The organism is Kribbella alba (genome assembly GCF_039529635.1).
Lineage (GTDB): Bacteria > Actinomycetota > Actinomycetes > Propionibacteriales > Kribbellaceae > Kribbella > Kribbella alba.
On record NZ_BAAANE010000004.1, the window covers coordinates 1,161,165 to 1,182,706 of the forward strand.

Annotated in this window: 17 protein-coding genes; 8 read left to right on the plus strand and 9 right to left on the minus strand. The window is 68.4% G+C overall.

The window, feature by feature from the left end; all coding sequences use genetic code 11:
• Positions 1-318: 318 nt before the first annotated feature.
• Both ABD210_RS12335 and ABD210_RS12340 read right to left on the minus strand, forming a co-directional pair.
• Positions 319-1,272 carry a DivIVA domain-containing protein gene (locus tag ABD210_RS12335; protein ID WP_344111273.1) on the minus strand — a complete coding sequence of 318 codons (954 nt, stop codon included), beginning with the start codon at positions 1,270-1,272 and terminating at the stop codon, positions 319-321.
• A gap of 72 nt (positions 1,273-1,344) precedes the next feature.
• Positions 1,345-3,558, minus strand: a complete 2,214-nt coding sequence (locus tag ABD210_RS12340; RefSeq protein ID WP_344111274.1) for a kinetoplast-associated-like protein — start codon at positions 3,556-3,558, stop codon at positions 1,345-1,347.
• A 106-nt stretch (positions 3,559-3,664) separates the two neighbouring features.
• Between ABD210_RS12340 and ABD210_RS12345 the strand changes: the two genes are divergently transcribed.
• The 3 genes from ABD210_RS12345 to ABD210_RS12355 are packed head-to-tail and all read left to right on the plus strand — an operon-like array spanning position 3,665 to position 7,301.
• The gene (locus ABD210_RS12345; RefSeq protein WP_344111275.1) at positions 3,665-6,337 is read left to right on the plus strand and encodes a hypothetical protein; all 2,673 of its coding nucleotides are present in this window, start codon (positions 3,665-3,667) and stop codon (positions 6,335-6,337) included.
• A 53-nt stretch (positions 6,338-6,390) separates the two neighbouring features.
• A complete protein-coding gene (locus ABD210_RS12350; RefSeq protein WP_344111276.1) occupies positions 6,391-6,717 on the plus strand; it encodes a hypothetical protein in 327 nt (108 codons plus the stop codon).
• Entirely contained in the window at positions 6,714-7,301 is a 588-nt protein-coding gene (locus tag ABD210_RS12355) for a hypothetical protein (protein WP_344111278.1), read from the plus strand. The genes ABD210_RS12350 and ABD210_RS12355 overlap by 4 nt, the downstream gene beginning before the upstream one ends.
• Positions 7,302-7,440: 139 nt before the next feature.
• On the opposite strand, the gene ABD210_RS12360 is transcribed toward ABD210_RS12355, so the two are convergent.
• The 4 genes from ABD210_RS12360 to ABD210_RS12375 all read right to left on the minus strand — a co-directional run bounded on the left by ABD210_RS12360 (position 7,441) and on the right by ABD210_RS12375 (position 13,674).
• Positions 7,441-9,975, minus strand: coding sequence for an ATP-dependent Clp protease ATP-binding subunit (locus ABD210_RS12360; protein WP_344111279.1), 2,535 nt, complete (start codon positions 9,973-9,975; stop codon positions 7,441-7,443).
• A 336-nt stretch (positions 9,976-10,311) separates the two neighbouring features.
• Positions 10,312-10,641 (minus strand): histone-like nucleoid-structuring protein Lsr2, encoded by a 330-nt coding sequence (locus tag ABD210_RS12365; RefSeq protein WP_344111280.1) that lies wholly within the window; start codon positions 10,639-10,641, stop codon positions 10,312-10,314.
• Positions 10,642-10,917: 276 nt separating this feature from the next.
• Positions 10,918-12,438 (minus strand): lysine--tRNA ligase, encoded by a 1,521-nt coding sequence (gene lysS, locus ABD210_RS12370; RefSeq protein ID WP_344111281.1) that lies wholly within the window; start codon positions 12,436-12,438, stop codon positions 10,918-10,920.
• 9 nt (positions 12,439-12,447) lie between these two features.
• Positions 12,448-13,674 carry an MFS transporter gene (locus ABD210_RS12375; protein WP_344111282.1) on the minus strand — a complete coding sequence of 409 codons (1,227 nt, stop codon included), beginning with the start codon at positions 13,672-13,674 and terminating at the stop codon, positions 12,448-12,450.
• A gap of 58 nt (positions 13,675-13,732) precedes the next feature.
• Here ABD210_RS12375 and ABD210_RS12380 point away from each other — a divergent pair, with 58 nt between their 5' ends.
• From ABD210_RS12380 to ABD210_RS12395, 4 genes are all read left to right on the plus strand, one after another.
• Positions 13,733-14,302 (plus strand): ArsR/SmtB family transcription factor, encoded by a 570-nt coding sequence (locus ABD210_RS12380; RefSeq protein ID WP_344111283.1) that lies wholly within the window; start codon positions 13,733-13,735, stop codon positions 14,300-14,302.
• 275 nt (positions 14,303-14,577) lie between these two features.
• Positions 14,578-15,024, plus strand: coding sequence for an NfeD family protein (locus ABD210_RS12385; RefSeq protein ID WP_344111284.1), 447 nt, complete (start codon positions 14,578-14,580; stop codon positions 15,022-15,024).
• Positions 15,012-15,935 carry an SPFH domain-containing protein gene (locus ABD210_RS12390; RefSeq protein WP_344111285.1) on the plus strand — a complete coding sequence of 308 codons (924 nt, stop codon included), beginning with the start codon at positions 15,012-15,014 and terminating at the stop codon, positions 15,933-15,935. Before ABD210_RS12385 ends, ABD210_RS12390 begins: the two co-directional genes overlap by 13 nt.
• Before the next feature lie 46 nt (positions 15,936-15,981).
• On the plus strand, positions 15,982-16,710 hold the full coding sequence (locus ABD210_RS12395; protein WP_344111287.1) for a DedA family protein: 729 nt from the start codon (positions 15,982-15,984) through the stop codon (positions 16,708-16,710).
• Here ABD210_RS12395 and ABD210_RS12400 read toward each other — a convergent pair.
• Positions 16,696-17,988 (minus strand): hypothetical protein, encoded by a 1,293-nt coding sequence (locus ABD210_RS12400; protein WP_344111288.1) that lies wholly within the window; start codon positions 17,986-17,988, stop codon positions 16,696-16,698. The two genes, ABD210_RS12395 and ABD210_RS12400, sit on opposite strands and share 15 nt — an antisense overlap.
• Positions 17,989-18,071: 83 nt before the next feature.
• Between ABD210_RS12400 and ABD210_RS12405 the strand changes: the two genes are divergently transcribed.
• A complete protein-coding gene (locus tag ABD210_RS12405; protein ID WP_344111290.1) occupies positions 18,072-18,473 on the plus strand; it encodes a TIGR03668 family PPOX class F420-dependent oxidoreductase in 402 nt (133 codons plus the stop codon).
• A 48-nt stretch (positions 18,474-18,521) separates the two neighbouring features.
• Here the strand turns inward: ABD210_RS12405 and ABD210_RS12410 are convergent, their stop codons facing one another.
• Together ABD210_RS12410 and ABD210_RS12415 are read right to left on the minus strand one after the other, a co-directional pair.
• A complete protein-coding gene (locus tag ABD210_RS12410; protein WP_344111292.1) occupies positions 18,522-19,784 on the minus strand; it encodes a hypothetical protein in 1,263 nt (420 codons plus the stop codon).
• 184 nt (positions 19,785-19,968) lie between these two features.
• Positions 19,969-21,477: a catalase gene (locus ABD210_RS12415; protein ID WP_344111294.1), complete on the minus strand. Its 1,509-nt coding sequence runs from the start codon at positions 21,475-21,477 to the stop codon at positions 19,969-19,971.
• Positions 21,478-21,542: the final 65 nt, after the last annotated feature.

The following is a 21,542-nucleotide window of genomic DNA, read 5'->3' on the forward strand; positions in this document are numbered from 1 at the left end:
ACGGAGTCTCCCGCGCCCGACCACCCGGGCCTCGGATGCCGGCGGATGCCCCGGATGCCGCGCTGCCGGCGGATGCGCCTGCGGCGGATGCCGATGTGGCGGCTGTTGATCGCTTGCGTCCGAAGAGGTGAGGGGCCTGCCCCGCCGTTGTTCGGACGCAACGGAAACGCGCGCGGGCGGACGCAACGGAAACGCGCGCGGGCGGGGGGCGGGGAATCGGCTGGGCGCGAGGAATCGCCCGGTCGACCGCGATCGAGCGGGCTTGCTGGAGGCCGGCCTGGGGTTCACAGGACCCCGGCCGGCCTCAGCGGGTGGTGCTCAGTTCTTCTTGCTGCTGTTCGCCGTGGCTTCGGCGTCGTCGTCGGCCAGCAGGTCGAGCGGCATCGCCGGGCTGCCGGACAACGTGGCCAGCATCTGCCGGACGTTGGTCAGCTGCGCGTTGATGCTGTCCCGGCGCTGCGTCGCGGCCGCGAGCTCACGCTCGGACTCGGCACGGATCCGCTCGGACTTGTCCTTCGCGGCGGCGACGATCTCCTGGGCCTGACGGTTGGCGTCGGCCAGCTGCTGCTGGGCCAGCCGCTCCGCCTCGGAGCGGGAGCGGTCGGCTTCGCGCTGCACCTGGGCCGCGCGGTCGGTGACCGCCGCCAGCTGCTGCTCGGCCAGTGCGGTCCGGGCGGCGAACTCCTGCTCGACCTTGCCCCGGCGCTCGGCCAGGGTGGTCTCGAAGGCGGCCGCTGCCTGGGCGGACTTGGCGCGCTCCTGCTCGTACAGAGCTTGGGCCTCGCTGCGGCGCGCGGTGGCGTCGCGCTCGGCCTCGTCGCGCATGTCGTCGGCCTGGGTGCGCGCCTCCTCCAGGATGCGGGCGGCTTCGGCGTCGACCTCGCTCTTCCAGTCCAGGGAGTACTGCTCGGCCTCCTTGCGGACCTTCTTCGCGTGCGCCTCGGCGTCGGCCACGATCGCATCGGCGTCGGTCCGGGCCCGGGTGACCAGGTCGCGGGCCTCGTCGTCGGCGAGCGACAGGATCTTGGCGACCCGCTCACCGAACTCGGTGAACGTCGGGGCGCGGTCCTTGCTCTCCTCCTGAGCGGAGATGACGGCCGATTCAGCGGCGTCCGTCCGGCTCTGCAGCTCCTGGACGTGCCGCTGCAGCTGCTCGGACTGCTGCTGCAGCGCGGTCAACGAGGTGGTCAGCTCACGAACGTGCTGGTCCACCTGGGCAGGCTCGTAGCCACGCAAGACGGTGCGGAACGGGGTTGGGGCTTCACTGCTCATGTCTTCTGATGCTCACTTCGGTGGGTGGGTGGATCACACATTGTCACTGACAAGGATCTGACTGTCACGTCCTCATCCTGATTCCCCCGTGGAACCCTCGCTGCCAGACATTCCACCACCTGCGCGGAATCCTGGTACAGCGAGTGCCTCGATCACACCCGAAAGCTGGGTGAGCTCCTTGGTGATCTCATCACGGCGCTGGTTCAGCGCCGCGACCCTCGCCTCGGCGTCGGCGAGAAGTTTTCGGGCCTGCGCGCGCAGCTCGTCGGCCTGCTCGCGGGCCTGCGCCTCGAGCTGCTGGGCCTCGGCGCGGGACTTGCGGATCAGGTCGTGCGACTGCCGCTGGGCGGCGGCGAGATCGTTCGCGGCGCGCTCACGCAGTACCTGGGTGCTCGCCTCGGCCTCGGCCTCGCGGCGGTTGGCCCGGCTGACGATCTCCTTGGCCTCCACCTCGGCGGCAGCCTTGAGCCGGTCCACCTTGGCCTGGGCCTGCGAGGTGATCCGATCGGCCTGCCGCGTAGCGTCCGCCACTGCCGTCTCCGCCTGCAGCGTCAGCTCGGCGTTCTGCTTCGCGGCCGCGGCCTGCGTCTCCTCGAGCTCCTTGGCGACCGCGAGCTGGGTCTCCTTGAGCCTGCTGGTCGACCGGCTGACCACTCGGCGCAGGTGGGCGCGCTTCTGCCTGGCCAGCTCGGCGACATCCATCGCGGCCCTGTCCCGGATCCCTCGCGCTTCCCGCTCCGCCGCGGCGACCAGCTCGTCGACCGTCTTCTTGCTCCACGCCGTCTGCTTCTCGGCTTCCGCGAGCGCGGCTTCGGCCGCCCTATTGGCGTCTTCGACGATCCGCTGCGCCTCGGCAGTCGCAGTTCGGCGGTCGGCCTCGATGCTGTCCACGACCAGTTTGGCCTGGGCCCTGGCGTCCGCCATCAGGCGCTCGTTGGTCTCCTCGGCCGCTGCCTTCTGCTGGCCGATGTCCTCGACCGCCGCAGCGCGGAGCTTGTCGATCTCCAGCGAGATGGCGGCCAGCTTGGCCCGCTCGGTCTCCTCGAGCTCGGCCGTCCGGCGCTCCAGCTCAACGCGGTTCTCGCCGCGGAGGCGCTCGATCTCGGCGTGCGCCTCGGCAATCTCGGCGCGGGAACGTTCGCGGGCGATCTCGGCCTCGCGCTCGACCGTGGCGCGAAGTTCGCTCGCCTCGGACTCGGCCCGGGAGATGAGTTCGGCTTCGTTGTTGACTGCTGCCTGCGAGACGAGCGCGGCCTGTTCGCCGGCGTCCGCGACGAGTTGCTGTGCTTCCCGGCTGGCTCGCTCGACGGCCTGCTGCGCGCGCTCCCGAGCCAGTCGTGCCTCTTCCAGCAGCTCGTCGGCATCTTCCTTCAATCGAGCCGCTTCTGCCTCCGCAAGGGCGATGCGCCGACCGGCGGCAGCCTGGGACTCCGCCCGCAACTGGTCGGCCGCGGCCTGCGCCTCGGTGCGCAGCCGGTCGGCCGCGCTCTCGGAGTCGTGCCGACGCTTGGCCACCTCGTCGGCGACGGTCGTCCGCAACTGCTCCGCAGCCGCTTCCGATTCCGACCGAAGTCGCTCGGCTTCCGCAAGCGCCTCTGCCGAGACCCGCTCGGCTTCCGCTCGCGCCTGAGATGTGACCCGCTCGGCTTGCGCCCGCGCTTCAGACGTGACGCGCTCGGCTTCAATGCGCGCCTCGGAGGTGACCCGCTCTGCCTCCGCGAGCGCTTCGGCCTTGACCCGCTCAGCCTCGCCCTCCGACTCGGTCCGGAGCCGCTCGGCGGCCGCCTCCGACTGCGTGCGCAGCTCATGCGCCGTCGCTTCAGACTCGGCGCGCAACTGCTCCGCGCGAGCCTCGGATTCCGTGCGGAGTTGCTCCGCGCGAGCCTCCGACTCGGCGCGCAACTGCTCGGCGCGAGCCTCGGACTCGGTGCGGAGTTGCTCGGCGCGGGCCTCCGATTCGTTGCGGAGGCGCTCGGCGGTTTGTTCCGATTCGGCCCGCAGTTGTTCGGCGGCCCGTTCGGTGTCGTTGAGGAGGCGCTGGGCGGCCGACTTCGCGTCGGCACGCAGGTCCTGGGCGGCCTGCTCGGCCTCCTTGCGCACCCGCTCGGCCTCGACGCGGATCCGCTCCGCTTCGGCGAGCGCGGTGTCGTTCTCGTACTCCGCCTGCTCCCGCAGGGTGTCCGCGATCCGCTGCGCGCGCTCCAGCACACCACCCGCTTGCCGCACGCCAAAGGAACCGGCGTCAGGGACCGGTTCCTGGGTCAAGGGCAGACGCGGGGCGTCCATGCGACGAGATGATTCCATCTCCAGCCCCCTCTCGCACAGTCCGGGTCCACTTGACGCAGTCATGCTCTTACAACGAGCCACATCTGGCGACAGGTAACTTCTTTTCATGCCGCTGCGAGACCTTCCCACCGAATCGACGGCTGCGGCGGCGCTGCTCCGGACCGAAGAGCTCCGGCATCGGAGGACCTTACGACGGACCCAGTGGCAAAGTGCGGCGCTCGCGTGTCTTGCCGTTGGCGCTGCCGTGTCGATCCTGATCCCGGGCTCGTCGAGCACAGGCTGTTACCTCTGGCGCGCGACGACCCAGCCGGTCAGCGGTCGCGGCGCCGCCCTCGTCCTGCCGGTCGTGATGATCGTGCTGCTGCTCGCAGATCGCCTTGCTGCAGACCGATTCCAGCATCGCCGGCAGGTTCGCGGCTACGGTGCGATCATCCTGGCGTTCCTCACCGCGATCACCTGGACAGGCCTCGTCAGTCAAGGCCGGTCCGGCTGCTCCACTTCACCGACTGTGATCGGAACAATCCTCTGCGGTGGTCTCGCCACCGCCCTCTGCGCGTACTGGGCGACCCGCTCGCCGACCCTGGAACCGGTGCTCGCCGAGGGCCCTGAAAGCTCTTCGGAAATGCCCCTCGACCAGTCGGACCTGCGAGCAACATTCCTTCGGCTGACGTCGCTGACCGATCTTCCGAACCGGTCTGTCCTCGTTCCGGTTCTGACCGGAAGCCTCGCCGCACTGCTCATCCTGACGACCGTCCTCCCGTGGCGCGAGCTGATCGACCCGGTATCAATCGGCCCCGGCGGGTCCGAGGCCGGCCTCGCCCGCACGCAACTGTGGGAACTCCCGTACGCCGAGAACTGGGCTCTGCTCCTCACAGCAACCGCGCTCACCGCCCTCGTCGCCTCGATAGCCACCCTGGCAGAACCGAAGCCGAACACCGCGTCGGGCGCAGAGGGTGCGGGCGCAGAGGGTGCGGGCGCAGCCGGTGCGGGCGCAGCAGGTGCGGGCGCAGAGGGTGCGGGCGCAGCCGGTGCGGCGGCAGGGGACGCAATGCTCGTACTGCGTGCGGGCGCGGTTGCGACCGGCGCTGTGGTCATCGCCGGAGACCTCGCTGCTCTCCTGCGCCTTCCGTCCAGGCTCCCGGAGGGGGTCGGCTACAGACCCGGCATTGGAGCCTGGCTCGCCCTTACGTTCGGCATACTCCTCCTAGCAATCGGCACGACCTCCACAGTCCTGTCAGTACGCCGCCACGCACCCGACTGGTCCCCACGACACACGCCCAGGAGGTCCCTAGGAGTGGTCGCGGCAGCCGGGCTGGTCGCGGTTGGCGCCGGGCTGTTCGTGCCAGGCGCGGCAGGAACGCAGTACAAGCCAGAGGTGGTTGCGGGGTCGCCGCACCGGCTGCTGGATCTGCGGGGTGGTCAGCTGGTCGACCGGCTCGGTATGCGAGTCGCGATCGGCACCTCGGACCCACTCGACTCCATCGCGGGCGCGCTCGACGGTACGCCGGGCGAGTGGTTGCTGGGCCGGACCGGCTCCGAGGGTTCGACCGTGTTCGAGTACCGCGACGGCGTGGCCCTCCCCAGGGTCGCCTTGAGCCACGGGGTCACTCCTCCGGCCTTGCTGGGTGTGTCCGACAACAAGCTGTTCCTGCTTGCAGGAGGAGCCGGTGGTCAGGCCTGGGCGATCCTGGCAGTGCCGCTCAACCTGGTCGCGGCGGACGTCAGCCTGAGCCACAAGAACTCCGACGGCAGCCTGTATGTGACGCCTGGCATCGACGTGGTCGCAACAGGCCAAGGCCCGGCGCTGACCCACCGCAACGCCGACCGCTCGATCGTGGTGTGGGGATCGACCAAAACCTGGCAGATCCCGGCGAATCAACTGCGACCCGGCCTCGAGCTCAAGCAGTTCCTGGTTGATCCCGGCCCTGGCGCACCGGGCAACGCCAGCTCCAGTGGACCGGACGGCACCACAGCCTGGCGAACCAGCGAGACAGGCTTGGCGCTGCTGCGGCCAGGAGGAAAGCCGCAGGAACTGGCCGGGGTAGCTCCTGCCGGCTGTGCGCTGAGCTCCGACGTCGCCAGCTCGTCCTTGACGGTCGACGCGTTCGCTGTGGATGTCCGGGGCAACGTGTGGCTCGGGGGCAGCGCTCCGGCGGCGGTGCTCACTCCGGATGGGGTTCTTCGTCAGCTGCCGGGGCAAGTCGACAGGGTGGAGAGCATCGAGGCCCGGCCGGACGGGTCCGTACTGCTGGGCGTCGCGCCGGGTGGCGGCGATCAGGTCCTGGAGATCTCCGACGCAGCAGCATCGGCGGCGTCGTACCCGGCGCTGCCCGAGCCGACAGCCCGGTGCGACCGTCGGAAGCCCGCGGACGGCAGTACGCAGTACAGGGCGACAGTGCTGCCGCTTGTGCCAGCAGCGGGACCACCGGTTAGTGCGGAAGGCGCAGCGGGTAGGGCAACGACGGGCACCAGCACGCAGCTAGCTCTGGACGCGCAGGGGCGACTTATACGGCTTGCGCTGCCCAGCGCCGCGCAGGTGTGGGCTCCGGACGGGCAGGGCGGCGTGTGGTGGACGGCGGCCGGCCAAGGCAAGCCGTCCACCGAGGTCGCCGTCCACGTCAAGGCCGGCAAAGCCACCGTCGTACGCGACCCGCAGCAGCTCTCGCCGAACCAGCGAGGAGAGTTCGCGCCGCCGCAGGCGACCGGCTCGTCACCGCGCTCGGCGGGAACCTTTACAACCTCTACGGTCCGGCGCAGCAGGTCAGGAAGCTCACGGTGAATGGCCCGTTGCGGCCGAACAGCTTGGCCCAGCTGGGCTCGGGCGAAGTCACTATGGTCATCAACGAGCGACTGCTGCTCGCCGGCCGCGACGGCAAGACCACCACGCTGTTCGGCGGTGACCCAACCGGTTGGCCGATCACAGCCAAGGTCGCTCCCGGCCAGTGGACCACGGACGGCGAGTGGTTCACCGGCCCGGACGGGAAGATCTGGGGCTACGACGGCAGCCACCTCACCCGCGTCGACGGCCCCGGCCGCGTCACAGTCATCGCCGGTCCTCGCCAAGGCGTCCCACAAGCCGCCGACGACGTCACCGTCATCGGCCAATCCCTGTACTTCGAACTCGGCAACGACGTAGTCCGCCTGGAGCCCACCCGATGAGCGACCTGTTGCCGGATGAGGAGTTGCCGCGGCGACTGGACGCGGCGGAGCTGGACCTCGCGACCGGTCAGCACCGGTGGTTCGCCACAGCCACGTTGCTCGCGGCTCTCGCGAGTGGCATCACCCTGCTGTTGCCGTGGACGTTCAGCCGTCGGCTCGGGCTGTCGGTCTGGGAGCTCGGCATCGAGGCCCAGCCTTCGCTCGTGTTCCTCTGGCTGGCCGGCCTGATCACGTCGAGCCTCGCGCTGATCCTGCGCGTCGGCCCCAAGGCTCAGGCAGTCACCTCGACCACGGCGGTCGTCGCGCTGATCTACAGCGCGGGCGGCTGGCAGGCGAACACCCAGGACTCTGTGAGCGATACCTGGCCGGGCCCAGGCCCCGCCTTCGCCATCGTCCTCGGCCTCAGTTGGCTCCTCGCCGCCACCGCCCAACTCATCGCCGACCGCCCGCAGCCCTCCAGCCCCACCCCCGAAGCCCTCCGGTCCGCCATCGCTCGCCTCCGCGGCAACCGCCCCTCGAACACGCGCGGCCCCATCGAGCCTGCTGACCGACAGACGACCAGCAAGGTTCCCGGCAGAGACTGACAGGTTCAACGCTTCACCCACCGCCGACAGTCCCGCTGCGAGACCTGCCACCAGGCCTGGGAACGACCCGGGCCAGCAGGCGTGACACAGCAGAAGGCCCCGCGGACGTAGTGTCCGCGGGGCCTTCGTGGTCCTGCTGTCAGCTGTCCTGCAGGCCGGACGATCCGCCGGCGATCTCGGTCAGCTCGAGGTCCGGGCTGGTCGCCTTCTGGTTGCCCGTGAAGGTGAAGTACTCCGGCAGGCCGTCCTCACCGACGGTGCCCTCCGGGGCCACGTCCACGAGCACGATCTGACCGGGGCGAAGCTCCCCGAACAGGATCTTCTCGGCCAGCACGTCCTCCACGTCACGCTGCAGCGCGCGACGCAGCGGGCGAGCACCCAGGACCGGGTCGAAGCCACGGTCGGCGACCAAAGCCTTCGCCGCCGGCGTGAGCTCGATGCCCATGTCCTTGTCCTTCAGCCGCTCCTCCACCTGCGCGACCATCAGGTCGACGATCTTCACGATCGCCTCCTTGTCGTGCTGGTGGAACACCACGATCTCGTCGACGCGGTTCAGGAACTCGGGCCGGAAGTGCTGCTTGAGCTCCTCCGTCACCTTCGCCTTCATCTTCTCGTACGAGCCGCCGGTGTCGCTCGCCTGGTTGAAGCCCAGGCTCACCGCCTTGGCGATGTCACGCGTACCGAGGTTCGTGGTCATGATGATGACGGTGTTCTTGAAGTCGACCACGCGGCCCTGGGCGTCGGTCAGACGACCCTCGTCCAGGATCTGCAGCAGCGAGTTGAAGATGTCCGGGTGGGCCTTCTCCACCTCGTCGAACAGCACCACGCTGAACGGCTTGCGGCGCACCTTCTCGGTCAGCTGGCCACCCTCTTCGTAGCCGACGTAACCGGGCGGGGAGCCGAACAGCCGCGAAGCGGTGTGCTTCTCGGAGTACTCCGACATGTCGAGGCTGATCAGCGCACTCTCGTCGCCGAACAGGAACTCGGTCAGCGCCTTGGACAGCTCGGTCTTACCGACGCCGGACGGACCGGCGAAGATGAACGAGCCGCTCGGCCGGCGCGGGTCCTTCAGACCCGCACGGGTCCGCCGGATCGACCGCGACAGCGCCTTCACGGCGTCGGTCTGGCCGATGTAGCGCTTGGCCAGCTCCTTCTCCATGTCCAGCAGTCGCGAGGACTCCTCCTCGGTCAGCTTGAACACCGGGATGCCGGTCGCGGTGCTGAGCACCTCCGCGATCAGCTCCTCGTCGACCTCGGCGACGACGTCCATGTCGCCGGCCTTCCACTGCTTCTCGCGCTCGGCCTTCGCGTTGATGAGCTTCTTCTCGTCATCGCGAAGACTCGCCGCCCGCTCGAAGTCCTGGGCGTCGATCGCCGACTCCTTCTCCCGGCGCACGTTCGCGATCTTCTCGTCGAACTCGCGCAGGTCCGGCGGAGCCGTCATCCGGCGGATCCGCAACCGGGCGCCGGCCTCGTCGATCAGGTCGATCGCCTTGTCCGGCAGGAACCGGTCAGAGATGTAGCGGTCGGCCAGCTGCGCGGCCTGCACCAGGGCCGGGTCGGTGATTGTGACCCGGTGGTGCGCCTCGTAGCGGTCCCGCAGACCCTTGAGGATCTCGATCGTGTGAGCGATCGAGGGCTCGGCCACCTGGATCGGCTGGAAGCGACGCTCCAGCGCGGCATCCTTCTCGACGTACTTGCGGTACTCGTCGAGGGTGGTGGCACCGATGGTCTGCAGCTCGCCGCGGGCCAGCATCGGCTTCAGGATGCTCGCCGCGTCGATCGCGCCCTCGGCCGCGCCGGCCCCGACGAGGGTGTGGATCTCGTCGATGAACAGCACGATGTCGCCGCGGGTGCGGATCTCCTTGAGCACCTTCTTCAGTCGCTCCTCGAAGTCACCGCGGTAGCGCGAACCGGCCACCAGGGCACCCAGGTCGAGGGAGTAGATCTGCTTGTCCTTGAGCGTCTCCGGCACGTCACCGCGGACGATCTGCTGGGCCAGACCCTCCACGATCGCGGTCTTGCCGACACCCGGCTCGCCGATCAGGACAGGGTTGTTCTTGGTCCGGCGGGACAGCACCTGCATGACCCGCTCGATCTCCATCTCGCGCCCGATCACCGGGTCGAGCTTGGACTCACGGGCGGACTGGGTGTAGTTCCGGCCGAACTGGTCGAGCACCAAGGAGCTGCTGGGCGCACCCTCGGCGGGTGCACCGGCGGACGCCGTCTCCTTGCCCTGGTACCCGCTCAGCAGCTGGATGACCTGCTGCCGGACCTTGTTCAGGTCCGCACCGAGCTTGACCAGGACCTGCGCGGCGACACCCTCACCCTCGCGGATGAGGCCGAGCAGGATGTGCTCGGTGCCGATGTAGTTGTGGCCCAGTTGCAGGGCCTCGCGCAGGGAGAGCTCCAGTACCTTCTTGGCGCGTGGGGTGAACGGGATGTGCCCGCTCGGGGCCTGCTGTCCCTGGCCGATGATCTCCTCGACCTGGGAACGGACGGCCTCCAGCGAGATACCCAGGCTCTCGAGAGCCTTGGCGGCGACACCCTCACCCTCGTGGATCAGGCCGAGCAGGATGTGCTCGGTCCCGATGTAGTTGTGGCTGAGCATCCTGGCCTCTTCTTGAGCCAGGACGACTACCCGACGGGCGCGGTCCGTAAATCGTTCAAACATCGCCAAAGCGCTCCTTGCCTCAGAGGAGTCGGACGTGCCGTGGTGTCCAACCCCCGTACATGCATGCTAGTCCCCGGCACCGACAGGCTCGCTCTCAGCGAACAAAGTCGCGACCTCGGCACGGCGCCTGGTGGGGATCACAAGGGAACAACCAGTGTGCCCGCCGGAGTGTTCCCGGCGCGCCGGATGTTCGCCACCAGCGAATTCCGGTCGTTTTGCTGCCGGCTCAGCCATCCGGCAGACCGGCTCGCACCAGGGGAGTCCACACTCTGAAACGGTCGGAATGCGGACGGTCCCGGTGCCATCGCGGCACCGGGACCGGGCAGTCCGTGGGAATTACTTGGCGTCGTTGTACGCCGCCCGCACCTCGGCCGAGATACGACCGCGCTCGCTCACCTCGTAGCCATTGTCCTTGGCCCACGCGCGGATATCGGCGGAGTCGGTCGCCGACCGGCCCCGTCCGCGCGCACGGCCCGCGCCACCCCGACGGCCGGAGACCCGGCGCCCGGCGCCGACATAACCAGCGAGGGCGTCGCGCAACTTGGCGGCGTTCTTCTTGGACAGATCGATCTCATACGTCGAACCGTCCAGACCGAAGGTCACGGTCTCGTCGGCCTTACCGCCGTCGAGATCGTCCTCGAGAACCACCTGAACCCTTTGCGCCATCGATGACAGTCCTTTCCGCGCCCGCCACCGGGCACAATCCCCCTTGCTGATTTGTTTCCAACTGATTTGTACCGCACAAACCGGCATCGTGTCATTCAACAGGCGGAATGGGACGTAAAGATGTGACTAAAGACTCCGGTTCGATCGACACAGCGCACTGATCGTGACGATGGGTATTCATCACGCTCCGGCACCGGCCGATCCGATAAATCGGACCCGGGAATGGATTTGGCCGTTGGTTGTGCTATGCAACAGCTCCCGGGTCCGATTTATCGATCACTCAGGGCGCAACAGCGGGAACAGAATCGTCTCCCTGATGCCGGCACCGGTGAACAACATCACCAGGCGGTCGACGCCCATCCCCATGCCGCCGGCCGGCGGCATGCCGAACTCCATCGCGCGCAGGAAGTCCTCGTCCAGCTCCATCGCCTCGGGATCACCGGCGGCGGCCAGCAATGACTGTGCCACCAGGCGTTCACGCTGGATGACCGGGTCGTTCAGCTCCGAGTACGCCGGAGCCAGCTCGACGCCGTTGATGATCAGGTCGAAAGCCTCGACAAGTCCCGGAATCGACCGGTGCGGCTTCGCCAACGGGCGCACCGACTCCGGATAGTCCTGCACGAACGTCGGCTGGATCAGGGTATGCTCCACCAGCTTCTCGTAGAGCTCCAGCGCGATCTCGCCCGCATTCCAGCCCGGTTGCAACTCGACCTGGTGCTGCTCGGCCAGCTTCGTCAACCGGGCCGCGTCGGTGGTCACGTCGACTGCTTCGCCGACGGCTTCCGAGATCAGCTCGAATACGCTCGCCTCGCGCCAGGGCGCGGTCAGATCGATCTCCGAGCCGTCGCGCCCGGTGACCACCGTGCGGCCGATCGCCTCGCCCGCATTCAGCACCAGGTCGCGCAGCAAAGTCTTCATCGTGTTGTAGTCGCCGTAGGCCTGATATGCCTCGAGCATCGAGAATTCCGCGGCATGAGTGGAGTCGAGGCCCTCGTTGCGGAAGGTCCGGCCGATCTCGTAGACCCGGTCAACGCCACCGATCATGGCCCTCTTCAGGTCCAGCTCGAGCGCGATCCGCAGCAGCATGTCCTGGTCGAAGGCGTTCAGGTGGGTCCGGAACGGCCGCGCCGCGGCACCACCGTTGGTGAGCTGCAGGACCGGCGTCTCGACCTCGATGTAGCCCTGGTCGTCCAGCGTCGCCCGCAGCGACTTCAGCACGGCCGCCTTGGTCCGGACCATGTCACGGGCCTCGGGCCGCACGATCAGGTCCACGTAGCGCAGCCGGACCCGGGCCTCTTCATTCAGCGGCTTGTGCTCATTCGGCAGCGGTCGGAGTGTCTTCGCGACCATCTGCCAACCGGTCGCCTGTACGGACAACTCGCCCCGGCGACTCGTCACGACCTCGCCCTGGACGGCCAGCAGGTCCCCGATGTCGACGAGTGCCTTGAACCGGGCCAACTCCTCCTCGCCCACATCGGCCAGTGACAGCATCACTTGCAGCTCGGTGCCATCGCCCTCGCGCAGTCGGACGAAGCAGAGCTTGCCGGTGTTGCGCAGGAAAATCACCCGCCCGACCACGGAGACCTGCTCACCGGTCTGGGTGTCCGGCTCCAACTCCTGGCCGTCATAGCCGGCGCGGATGTCCTTCAGCAGGTGGGTCCGGGGCACGGTGATCGGATACGGCTCGACACCCTCCGCCAGCAGCCGGTCACGCTTCTCCCGGCGAACCCGCAGCTGCTCAGGCAGGTCGTCCTGCCCGCTGTCGGGGGTCACCGGGGTCTCACGTGGCTCAGTCATATGTCAAGGCTAGTGACTGAGTACCTCCTCAGCCGAATCCTTTGTCCACTGCCTGCTTCCGCGGATCAGCAGTACCGAGGTGACGACGGCCGCGATCGCACACCCGGAACCGGCGACCACGAACGTTGCCCGAGGCCCTAACAGGGCACCGACCAGGCCCCCGAGCAGGAGCGCCAGCAAGCTGACCGCGCGGGCGGTTCCGCTCAGGGCGGCGATCACCCGGCCACGGACCACGTCGGCCGACCGGGTTACCACCAAGGTGCTGGTCGCGGCATTCAGCATGCCACCGCCGAATCCCACAGCGACGGCGCCGATCACCAGCATCACCACGTGTCCCGCCAGGCCCATCAAGACGCACGACACCCCGATCGCCGCAGTACCGGCCAGGACGGCCCGCGAGCGGGTCGAGTCGCTGCGCAGCCGACCGGTGAACCAGGCGCCGGCGATCGCGCCCGCCCCTTGAGCTGCCAGGACCCCGCCATAGCCGGTCGACCCCATGCCGAGCTCATCGGTGATCAGGAAGACCTCGACCACGTTGACCGCCTCTCCGGCCAGGACGAAGACCCACAAGGCGGGTACGAGGATCCGGAGCATCGGGTCCGCGAACATGCTCCGCAGACCGGCGGTCATCGCGCCGCGCTCGCGCACCGCACCCCGCTCAGGCCTGCGCCGGGTCCGAACCAGGCCGGCCACCACGGCCAGTCCCATGAAGGTCGAGGCGTCCACCAGCAGGGCTCCGCGGTCACCCGACCAGCCGACCAGCAACCCACCGAGCGCAGATCCGGCCAGGGTCGCCACGCCGATCAGGGCCTGGCTGGTGCCGGTCGTCCGTCCGACCAGACCTTCACCGACGATCCGCGGGATCAGTGCACCCCAGGCCGGACCTGCGACGGCCTGCCCCAGCTGCAACACGCAGACCAGCGCCAAGGTCGCCACCAGACCATGCGAGAAGGCGAGGCCGACACCGGCCGCCGCCTGGAGCAGAGACGACCAGACGAGCACCATGCGCGAGTCGTAGCCGTCCACGATCCGCCCGGCGAACGGGATCATCACCACCGTCGGGATGGCGAAGGCGAGCAGCAGGGCGGTGATCGCACCCGGGCCGCCCTGCTCCGAGACCCGCAGCATCAGCGCCACCAGGGCGATCGAATCACCGGCGTACGAGGCGGCGCGGGCCGGCAGGACGAGGCGGAGATCCCGGAACGACCAGATCGAGTTCTGAAGTGATTGCTTCACAACTGTGAAGTTAATGCTTCATATATGCGGCCGTCAAGGGAACCGCTACGCTGGCGCCGTGGCCGCGAAGAAGAAGCGCGTGGTACTGACCGATCCGCGGGCGATCCGTGCCCTGGCCCACCCGGCCCGGCAGCGGATCATCGATGAGCTGTACGGCGGCAAGGTGCTGACCGCGACGGAATGCGCCGAGCTGGCCGGCCTGACGCCGTCCGCGACCAGCTACCACCTGAGGGCCTTGGCGCGCTGGGGCATCATCGAGCGCGCCGACACCTCCACCGACGGCCGCGAACGGCCCTGGCGCGCTCCCGCGCTCAGCCTGGTGATCTCTTCCCAATCCACCCGCGCCGGCAGGCTGGCCAGCCAGGCCATGCTGCGCGAGAAGGTCAACAGAGTGGTCGAACAGTTCGAGGAGATGCCCGACGACGACCCGTGGGACGAGCTGAGCCTGATGGCCAACACCAGGCTGTGGCTGACGAAACCCGAGGCAGAGACCCTCGGCAAGGAGCTCACCGAACTCATCGACAGCTACCGCCGGGGCCGCACCGCCGCAAACCACCCCGCCACGACGCGCCAGGTCAGCACACTGCTCGCCCTGGTCCCAGCCGGCAAGCCCTCCGAGCAGAGCTGATTGCGGAAGGGCCCGGACGCCCAGCACTCACCTCAACTCAGACCCCGAGTGCCTGAGACCGGCTCCGCCGTCAGTCCCATACCTAGAACGCTCAGGACCGGCAACGCAGCAGACCTTCTGTAGTGCTGGCGGTCCGGCCTCGAGCGGATGCCGGGACCGGCTTGCCAGCAGGCGCGACCCGGCGGACAGACAGGTCGCCGCGAACTGTTAGGGACATTCGGCTGAGCGGGAGTACCTTCGGAAGAAGAGGCACTTCCGCCGCCGCAGGTGATCGTATGCAGTCCTGGCTTCTGTGGTTGTCCATCGCCGCCGTCCTCGGTATCGCCGAGTTGATGACGGCGACCCTCGACCTGCTCCTGCTCGCCATCGCGGCTCTCGCCGCGGCAGGGATCGCGGGGGTCGGGTGGGGGGTCGGGTTGCAGCTGGTCGCCTTTGCCGCGACCGCCGCCGCGATGATCACCCTGGTCCGGCCGGTCGCTCGCCGGCATCTCACGTCCCACCCGCAGCTGCGCACCGGGGTGGCCGCCCTGATCGGGCGCGAGGCCCTGGTGCTGAGTCCGGTCGGGCGCGAGCCGGGCCGGGTGCGGATCGGCGGCGAGGAGTGGAGCGCGCGGTCCTACGACCCCGATCTGCTGATCCCCGCCGGGACCAGGGTCGACGTCTTCGCCATCGAGGGCGCGACCGCCCTCGTTCATCCCCGGGAGGATCCATGGCCGAACTGATCGTCGGGTTGATCGTCGCGCTACTGGCGGTCGTACTCGTACTGCGTACCGTCCGGATCGTGCCGCAGGCCAGAGCCAGCAACGTGGAGCGCCTCGGCCGGTACCTGCGCACGCTCGAACCCGGGCTGAACATCGTCATCCCCTTCATCGACCGGCCGCGGCAGTTGATCGACCTGCGCGAGCAGGTGGTCTCGTTCGAGCCGCGCTCGGTGATCACCGAGGACAACCTGGTCGTCGACATCGACACGGTGCTGTATTTCCAGGTCACCGATCCCCGCGCCGCGGCGTACGAGATCTTCAACTACATCCAGGCGATCGAGCAGTTGACCGTGACCACGCTGCGGAACGTGATCGGCAGCATGGACCTGGAGAAGACGCTGACGTCGCGCGAGCACATCAACTCGACGCTGCGCGGCGTGCTGGACGAGGCGTCCGGCAAGTGGGGCATCCGGGTGAACCGGGTCGAGCTGAAGGCGATCGACCCGCCGTCGTCGATCAAGGAGTCGATGGAGAAGCAGATGCGCGCGGACCGGGAGAAGCGGGCCACGATCCTCACCGCCGAGGGCCAGCGGCAGGCTCGGATCCTGACGGCTGAGGGTGACCGGCAGGCCGCGATCCTGCGGGCCGAGGGTCAGGCGAAGGCGATCGACACCGTGTTCGACGCGATCCACCGCAACGACCCGGACCCCAAGTTGCTCGCCTATCAGTACCTGCAGATGTTGCCGGAGCTCGCGAAGGGCCCGGGCAACACCTTCTGGGTGATCCCGTCCGAGGTGACCTCGGCACTACAGAACGTGACGAAGGCGTTCAATGGGCTGGCCCCTGAAATCCCGACCGTGGCGAAGCCCGAGGTCTTCAACGGCAAGCCGGAGATCCCCAACGGCGCGAACCCTGAAATCTCCCGGGATTAGCTCACAGCTCAGCTAACTGGTTGCGTGCGGATGCCAGGATGGAGGTATGGGGGCAACAATGCACGCACTGGCGATCGCGATCCCGACCGGCGGGATCGCGATCCTCGCGTACCTGGTCGTAGGCCTGGTCATCGGCGTCGAGAGCATGGGGGTGCCACTGCCCGGCGAGACCACGCTCGTCGCGGCCGCCCTGCTCGCTTCGCAAGGGGACGTGAACATCGTGCTCGTGATCGCCGCCGCGGCCACCGGTGCGATCGTGGGTGACTCGATCGGCTACTTCATCGGCCGGAAGGCCGGCCGCGGTCTGTTCGAACGGCTCGGCCGCCGGACCCACCACTTCTCCGACGAGCGGATCGCCAAAGCGGAGAAGTACTTCCACAAGTACGGCGTCTGGACCGTCTTCTTCGGCCGGTTCGTCGCGCTGCTGAGGATCTTCGCCGGCCCGATGGCGGGCATGCTCCGGATGCCGTACCCGCAGTTCCTCGCGGCCAACGCGGCGGGCGGCATCGTCTGGTCGACCACGATCGGCGTCGTCGCCTACAAGGTCGGCGACAACGCCGACAAGATCTTCAGCCAGGTCTCCGTCTGGGCCCTCGTGGTCATAGCCGTCGTCCTCGTCGCGGCGTACACCGTCTACAAGCTTCGCCGCTGCACCAGCCGCGGCACGGCGAGCGCAGTACCGGCCGGTGCCCTTTCGGAGTTGGGTGCGCTGCCCGAGCCCGTGACCGCAGTGCCGACGGAGACGCAGACCGCGGAGTCGTCAGCGGACGCGTAGGACCATGCTGGGCGTGGCCGTGCCGTAGACCGGAGTGCCCCGGTACGACGTGCCCGGGATGACGAAGCGGTAGGCGAAGACGCCCGGCTTGGACGCCCGGAAGGCGAGGGTGGCGCGACCGTTCCTGATCGGGGTCGCCTTCACGTTCCCCCAGGCCTTGCCGCTCCAGAACTGCAGCATGGCCGCACTGTTGACGACGGGGCGAACCGCCACGACCGCGGTCACCACGTCGTTGCGGTTCTTCACATTGCCGCCGGCGTAGCCGGCGCTCATGATCGCCAGCCGGCTCCGGGACAGGCTCGGCTTGCTGATGGAGGAGGTGGACAGCGAACCGACGCGACTGGTGAGCGGCACATAGACGCGATAGCTGCGGGTCCCCGCGGCGATGGCACGGATGTCGAAATACCCGCCCAGCCGGGTCGAGCCGCGGCCGGCCTCGACCCAGGGACCGCCCGCCTTGCTCTGCGCCTGCAGCACCACCGGCAGTCCGGCCGCGGTCGTTTGTTGCGTGACGCAACGACTCTCCGCGCAGCTGATCTCCTGCTGGACCGTTCGGCCCTTGACCAGCATCTGGCTGCCGAAGGTCCACAACGTCGGCGCCCCGGCCACCGTGGACGTGGTGCGCCCGAGGATCTCCCCGCCGGTGAGCGAGGCCCATTCGTTGGTCGCCCGCAACTGGAAGAAGTACGGCGGTCTGAGATTCTTCACCACCTGCCGGGTGGCGGTGGTTCCCGGCCCGACGTCGCGGAACGGCTGCCCCGCGCTGCCGACGACCGGCACGTAAAGCTGGCTGCCGGCCGGCACGTCGAGCGGATCACCCGGCGAGAAGTCCTGCGTCGGCGGGGGCACCTTCCAGGTCACCACCACGTCGTTGCCACTCGGCGTCGCGACCGCGTCCGTAGGCCGCAGCGGCCCGTCGGTGTCGAACATCGGCGACAACGCCGCCTTGCTGGTGACACCAGCGGTCGACGTACCGATCTCGATGGCGATCTTGTAGTTCCCGTCCGGGGGGAACGCCGAGGTCGGGATCGACCAGCTGTTCGGCTCGCTCGCGGCCAGATACTTCACGTACGACGGGCCGGCGCTGAGCACGCCTTGGATCGAGATCCGGTTCGGCGCGTTCGAGTCCTTCCAGCTGACCTGGATCGCCTGCCGGGCCTTGTCCGCCCACCCGATCGTCACCCCGGTCGGGATCGGATCCGACGAGCAGGCGGTCAGCAGACCCGCGCCGAGGATCGCCGCAGCGGCAACGGAAACACCCGTGCGCCACCCGGCCATCCCGCCTCACCTACCCTCACACGTTGGACCGCGTAGACCATACATAGTGAGGACAAGTTGATGCCTACTGCCAGGACCGAATCGTGATACTCACACCGGCTGTGTGCCGCGAACGCCTCGCGGCGGCCGACCGGGCCTTCCTCGCCACCACCGGCGAGGACCTGAGGCCGCACATCGTGCCGATCACGTTCGCCCTGACCGGTGATGAGTTGATCTTCGCGGTGGACCACAAACCCAAGACGACGCCGAACCTCCGCCGCCTGGCCAACATCGCCTGGAACCCCCGTGTCGCCGTCCTGTGCGACCAGTACGACGCGGACTGGTCCGCACTCTGGTGGATCCGCGCGGACGGCCACGCCGTGGTGACCAGCGAGGCCTCGGTGGATGGCCTCGTCGCCAAGTACCCGCAGTACCGCGAAACTCCCCCAGCCGGCCCCTACGTCACCATCACGGTCGACTCGTGGACCGGCTGGGCCGCGAGCTAGGGCCTGACCGTGAGGACGAAGTTCGGGCTGTAGGCAGGCGACCGCGAGTCAGGAGGTAGTGGTGAGCACGAAGTTCGGGCTATAGGTCGCGGCCACGAACAGACCGTTGAAGGTCCTCGACGGCACGTAGTAGCGGTACGCGACCCGGCCCGGCTGCCTCGCCGGGAAGGTGCCGACGGCCCGCCCGTTGGTGATGGCGACGTCCCGCACCACGATCCAGGTCTTGCCGTTCCAGCGCTGCAGCGACACCTTGCCGGTGATGGCCGGGTTGGTGAGCAACTCGGCGCGCGCCTCAGCGCCGTACTTGAGCGTCGTGGTCAGGAAGCGTGCCGACCGCACGACCTGCTGCGTGGTCATCGTGACCGGCGCGGAGGCGGAGTTGAAGTACGCCGTGGTGCCGCTGATCTGGTTAGGCAGCGCGACCCTGTACTGCCGTGTTCCTCGGCTGGTCACCTCCAACCAGACCTGACGACCCTCGTAGGTGTTCCCGGTGACCACGTACCACGGACTGCTGGCGGAGTTTCGGGCATGCAGGACCACGCTGGCAAGGGCGGGGCCGTCGAACGTACCCCTGATCCCTACGAACTTGTCGTACGTCGCCCAGGTCGGAATGTCGGCCGTGACCTTGGTCGGTCGTGCCGTCACCTCTGCCATCGCCGGGCCGGCCGACCACTCGTTCCGCGCGACGACGGACAGTTTGTAGCCGGTCGTCGGCCCGGTGAAGGTGACTCGCGCGGCTGTGGTGGGCTTCCCGATCGCGATCGGCGCGCCGGCCACGGTGTACTGCGGCTGGAACGTCTCTGGGTCGCTTCGGTCCAGCGGATCCTTGTACGTCGGGTCCGAAGGAGCGTCCCCGGAGTACCAGGCGACCGTGAGGGTGCTCGACCCGGTCGGCTCGAACCAGCTCAGCACCGGGCGCCCGGGCGTGTTGTTGTCGAACGACGGCGAGACCGCAACGGTGCTGGTCTCACCGGCCTCGGTGCCCACCGCGACGCCGATCTGCAGCGGACCCTTGAGACTGCTGATCTGCGCCTTCGGCAGGTCCACGGTGTTCGGTGCGTCCGCGGTGACGTAGGTGACAACCGACTGGGTGGGCTGGCCGACGGTACGCACGAACACCTTGTTCGGGCTCGGAGCGTCCTCGGCCCAGGTGACGTGGACGAACTGAAGGCTGTCATCCTTCCAGCTGATCTGGACGTTCGTGGGTGCGGGGTCCGAGAGCTCGGCGGCTGGTGCTGCCACGGCCGGCGCGGTCAGGGCGCTGGCCGCCAGGGTGGTGGCAAGCAGAGCGGTGGCGACGACAGGTTTCAAAAGGAGTCCCCCAGGATCAGGCGGGCCATGTACCCCCACGGCCTCGGCCAGCGCATTCTTCAGGGAGGAAGGGCGAAGTGGCAACAGCGATTGCAGCTTCTTGCAACGCGGGGAGAGCCCGCCGCGTGACGGATGTGCGTCAGGCGGCGGGCTCTCGGAGTACTGCGAAGGTGTACTGCGGGCGTCAGCTGGTGGCTTCGGCCTTGGCGACCTCGGTCTCGGTGCCGGGATTGGGCTCGCCGGCACCGGCGCGGACGAGCTCCTCGATCCGCTTGCCGGACTCGGCGTCGACGTTCTTCCAGTACTGGAAGGCCTTCTCGAGCACCTCGCCCTTCACGCCGCCGAGCAGGTGGCCGGCCACGGTGTTGACGAACTCCTCGCGCTGGGCGTCGTTCCACACCTCGCGGACCAGCGTGCCGGCCTGGTTGAAGTCACCGTCGTCCGGACGCAGCGTGTAGGCCTCGCGGACGAACTCGCCGTCGGCCTCCCAGCTGTCCTCCACCGGGCCGGTCAGGTCCGAGTACGGCCGGCCCTGGGTGTTCGGGGCGTAGACAGCCGCGTCGCCGCTGTGGTCGTAGGCCATCGGACCGTCGAAGGTATAGCTGTTCACCGGCACCTTCGGGCGGTTCACCGGCAACTGCAGATAGTTCGGGCCGATCCGGTAGCGGTGCGTGTCGGCGTACGCGAAGACGCGGCCGAGCAGCATCTTGTCCGGGCTGAACCCGATGCCCGGGACCACGGCGGACGGCTCGAACGCCGCCTGCTCGATCTGGGCGAAGAAGTTCTCCGGGTTCTTGTTCAGGGTCATCTTGCCGACCTTGATCAACGGGTAGTCGCCGTGCGGCCAGATCTTGGTCAGGTCGAACGGGTTGATCCGGTAGGTGTTCGCGTCCTCGTACGGCATCACCTGGACGAAGAGCGTCCACGACGGGAACTCGCCGCGGTCGATCGCCTCGCGCAGATCCCGGCGGTGGAAGTCGGCGTCCTCGCCGGCGATCTTCGCGGCCTCCTCACCAGTGAGGCCCGCGACGCCCTGGTCGCTGTGGAAGTGGTACTTCACCCAGTGCTTCTGGCCCGCGGCGTTGATCCACAGGTAGGTGTGGGAGCCGTAGCCGTTCATGTGCCGGTACGACTTCGGGATGCCCCGGTCGCCCATCAGGTAGGTGACCTGGTGTGCCGACTCCGGGTTCAGCGTCCAGAAATCCCACTGCATGTGGTTGTCGCGCAGGCCCGAGCCGCCGCGACGCTTCTGCGAGCGGATGAAGTGCGGGAACTTCATCGTGTCGCGGATGAAGAACACCGGGGTGTTGTTGCCGACCAGGTCGTAGTTGCCCTCGGTGGTGTAGAACTTCAGCGCGAAGCCGCGCGGGTCCCGCCAGGTGTCGGGGCTGCCCTGCTCGCCCGCGACCGTCGAGAACCTGGCCAGCATCTCGGTGCTCGCGCCCTGCTGGAACAGCGCGGCCTTGGTGTAGGCGCTGACGTCCTCGGTGGTCTCGAAAACGCCGAACGCGCCACTGCCCTTGGCGTGCACGTTCCGCTCCGGCACCCGCTCGCGGTTGAAGTGAGCCATCTGCTCGAGGAAGTGGACGTCGTGCAGCAGGAGGGGACCGTTGGCCCCCAGCGTGAGGGAGTTGCGGTCGCTCGGTGCCGGTGCACCGGTCGACGTCGTGGACCCTGAGGAAACTTCGGTCATCTGTCGGCTCACTCCTTGTTCTCGGTCTTGACCGCGCGCTGGACGCCGCGCCGTGGCTCAGTACT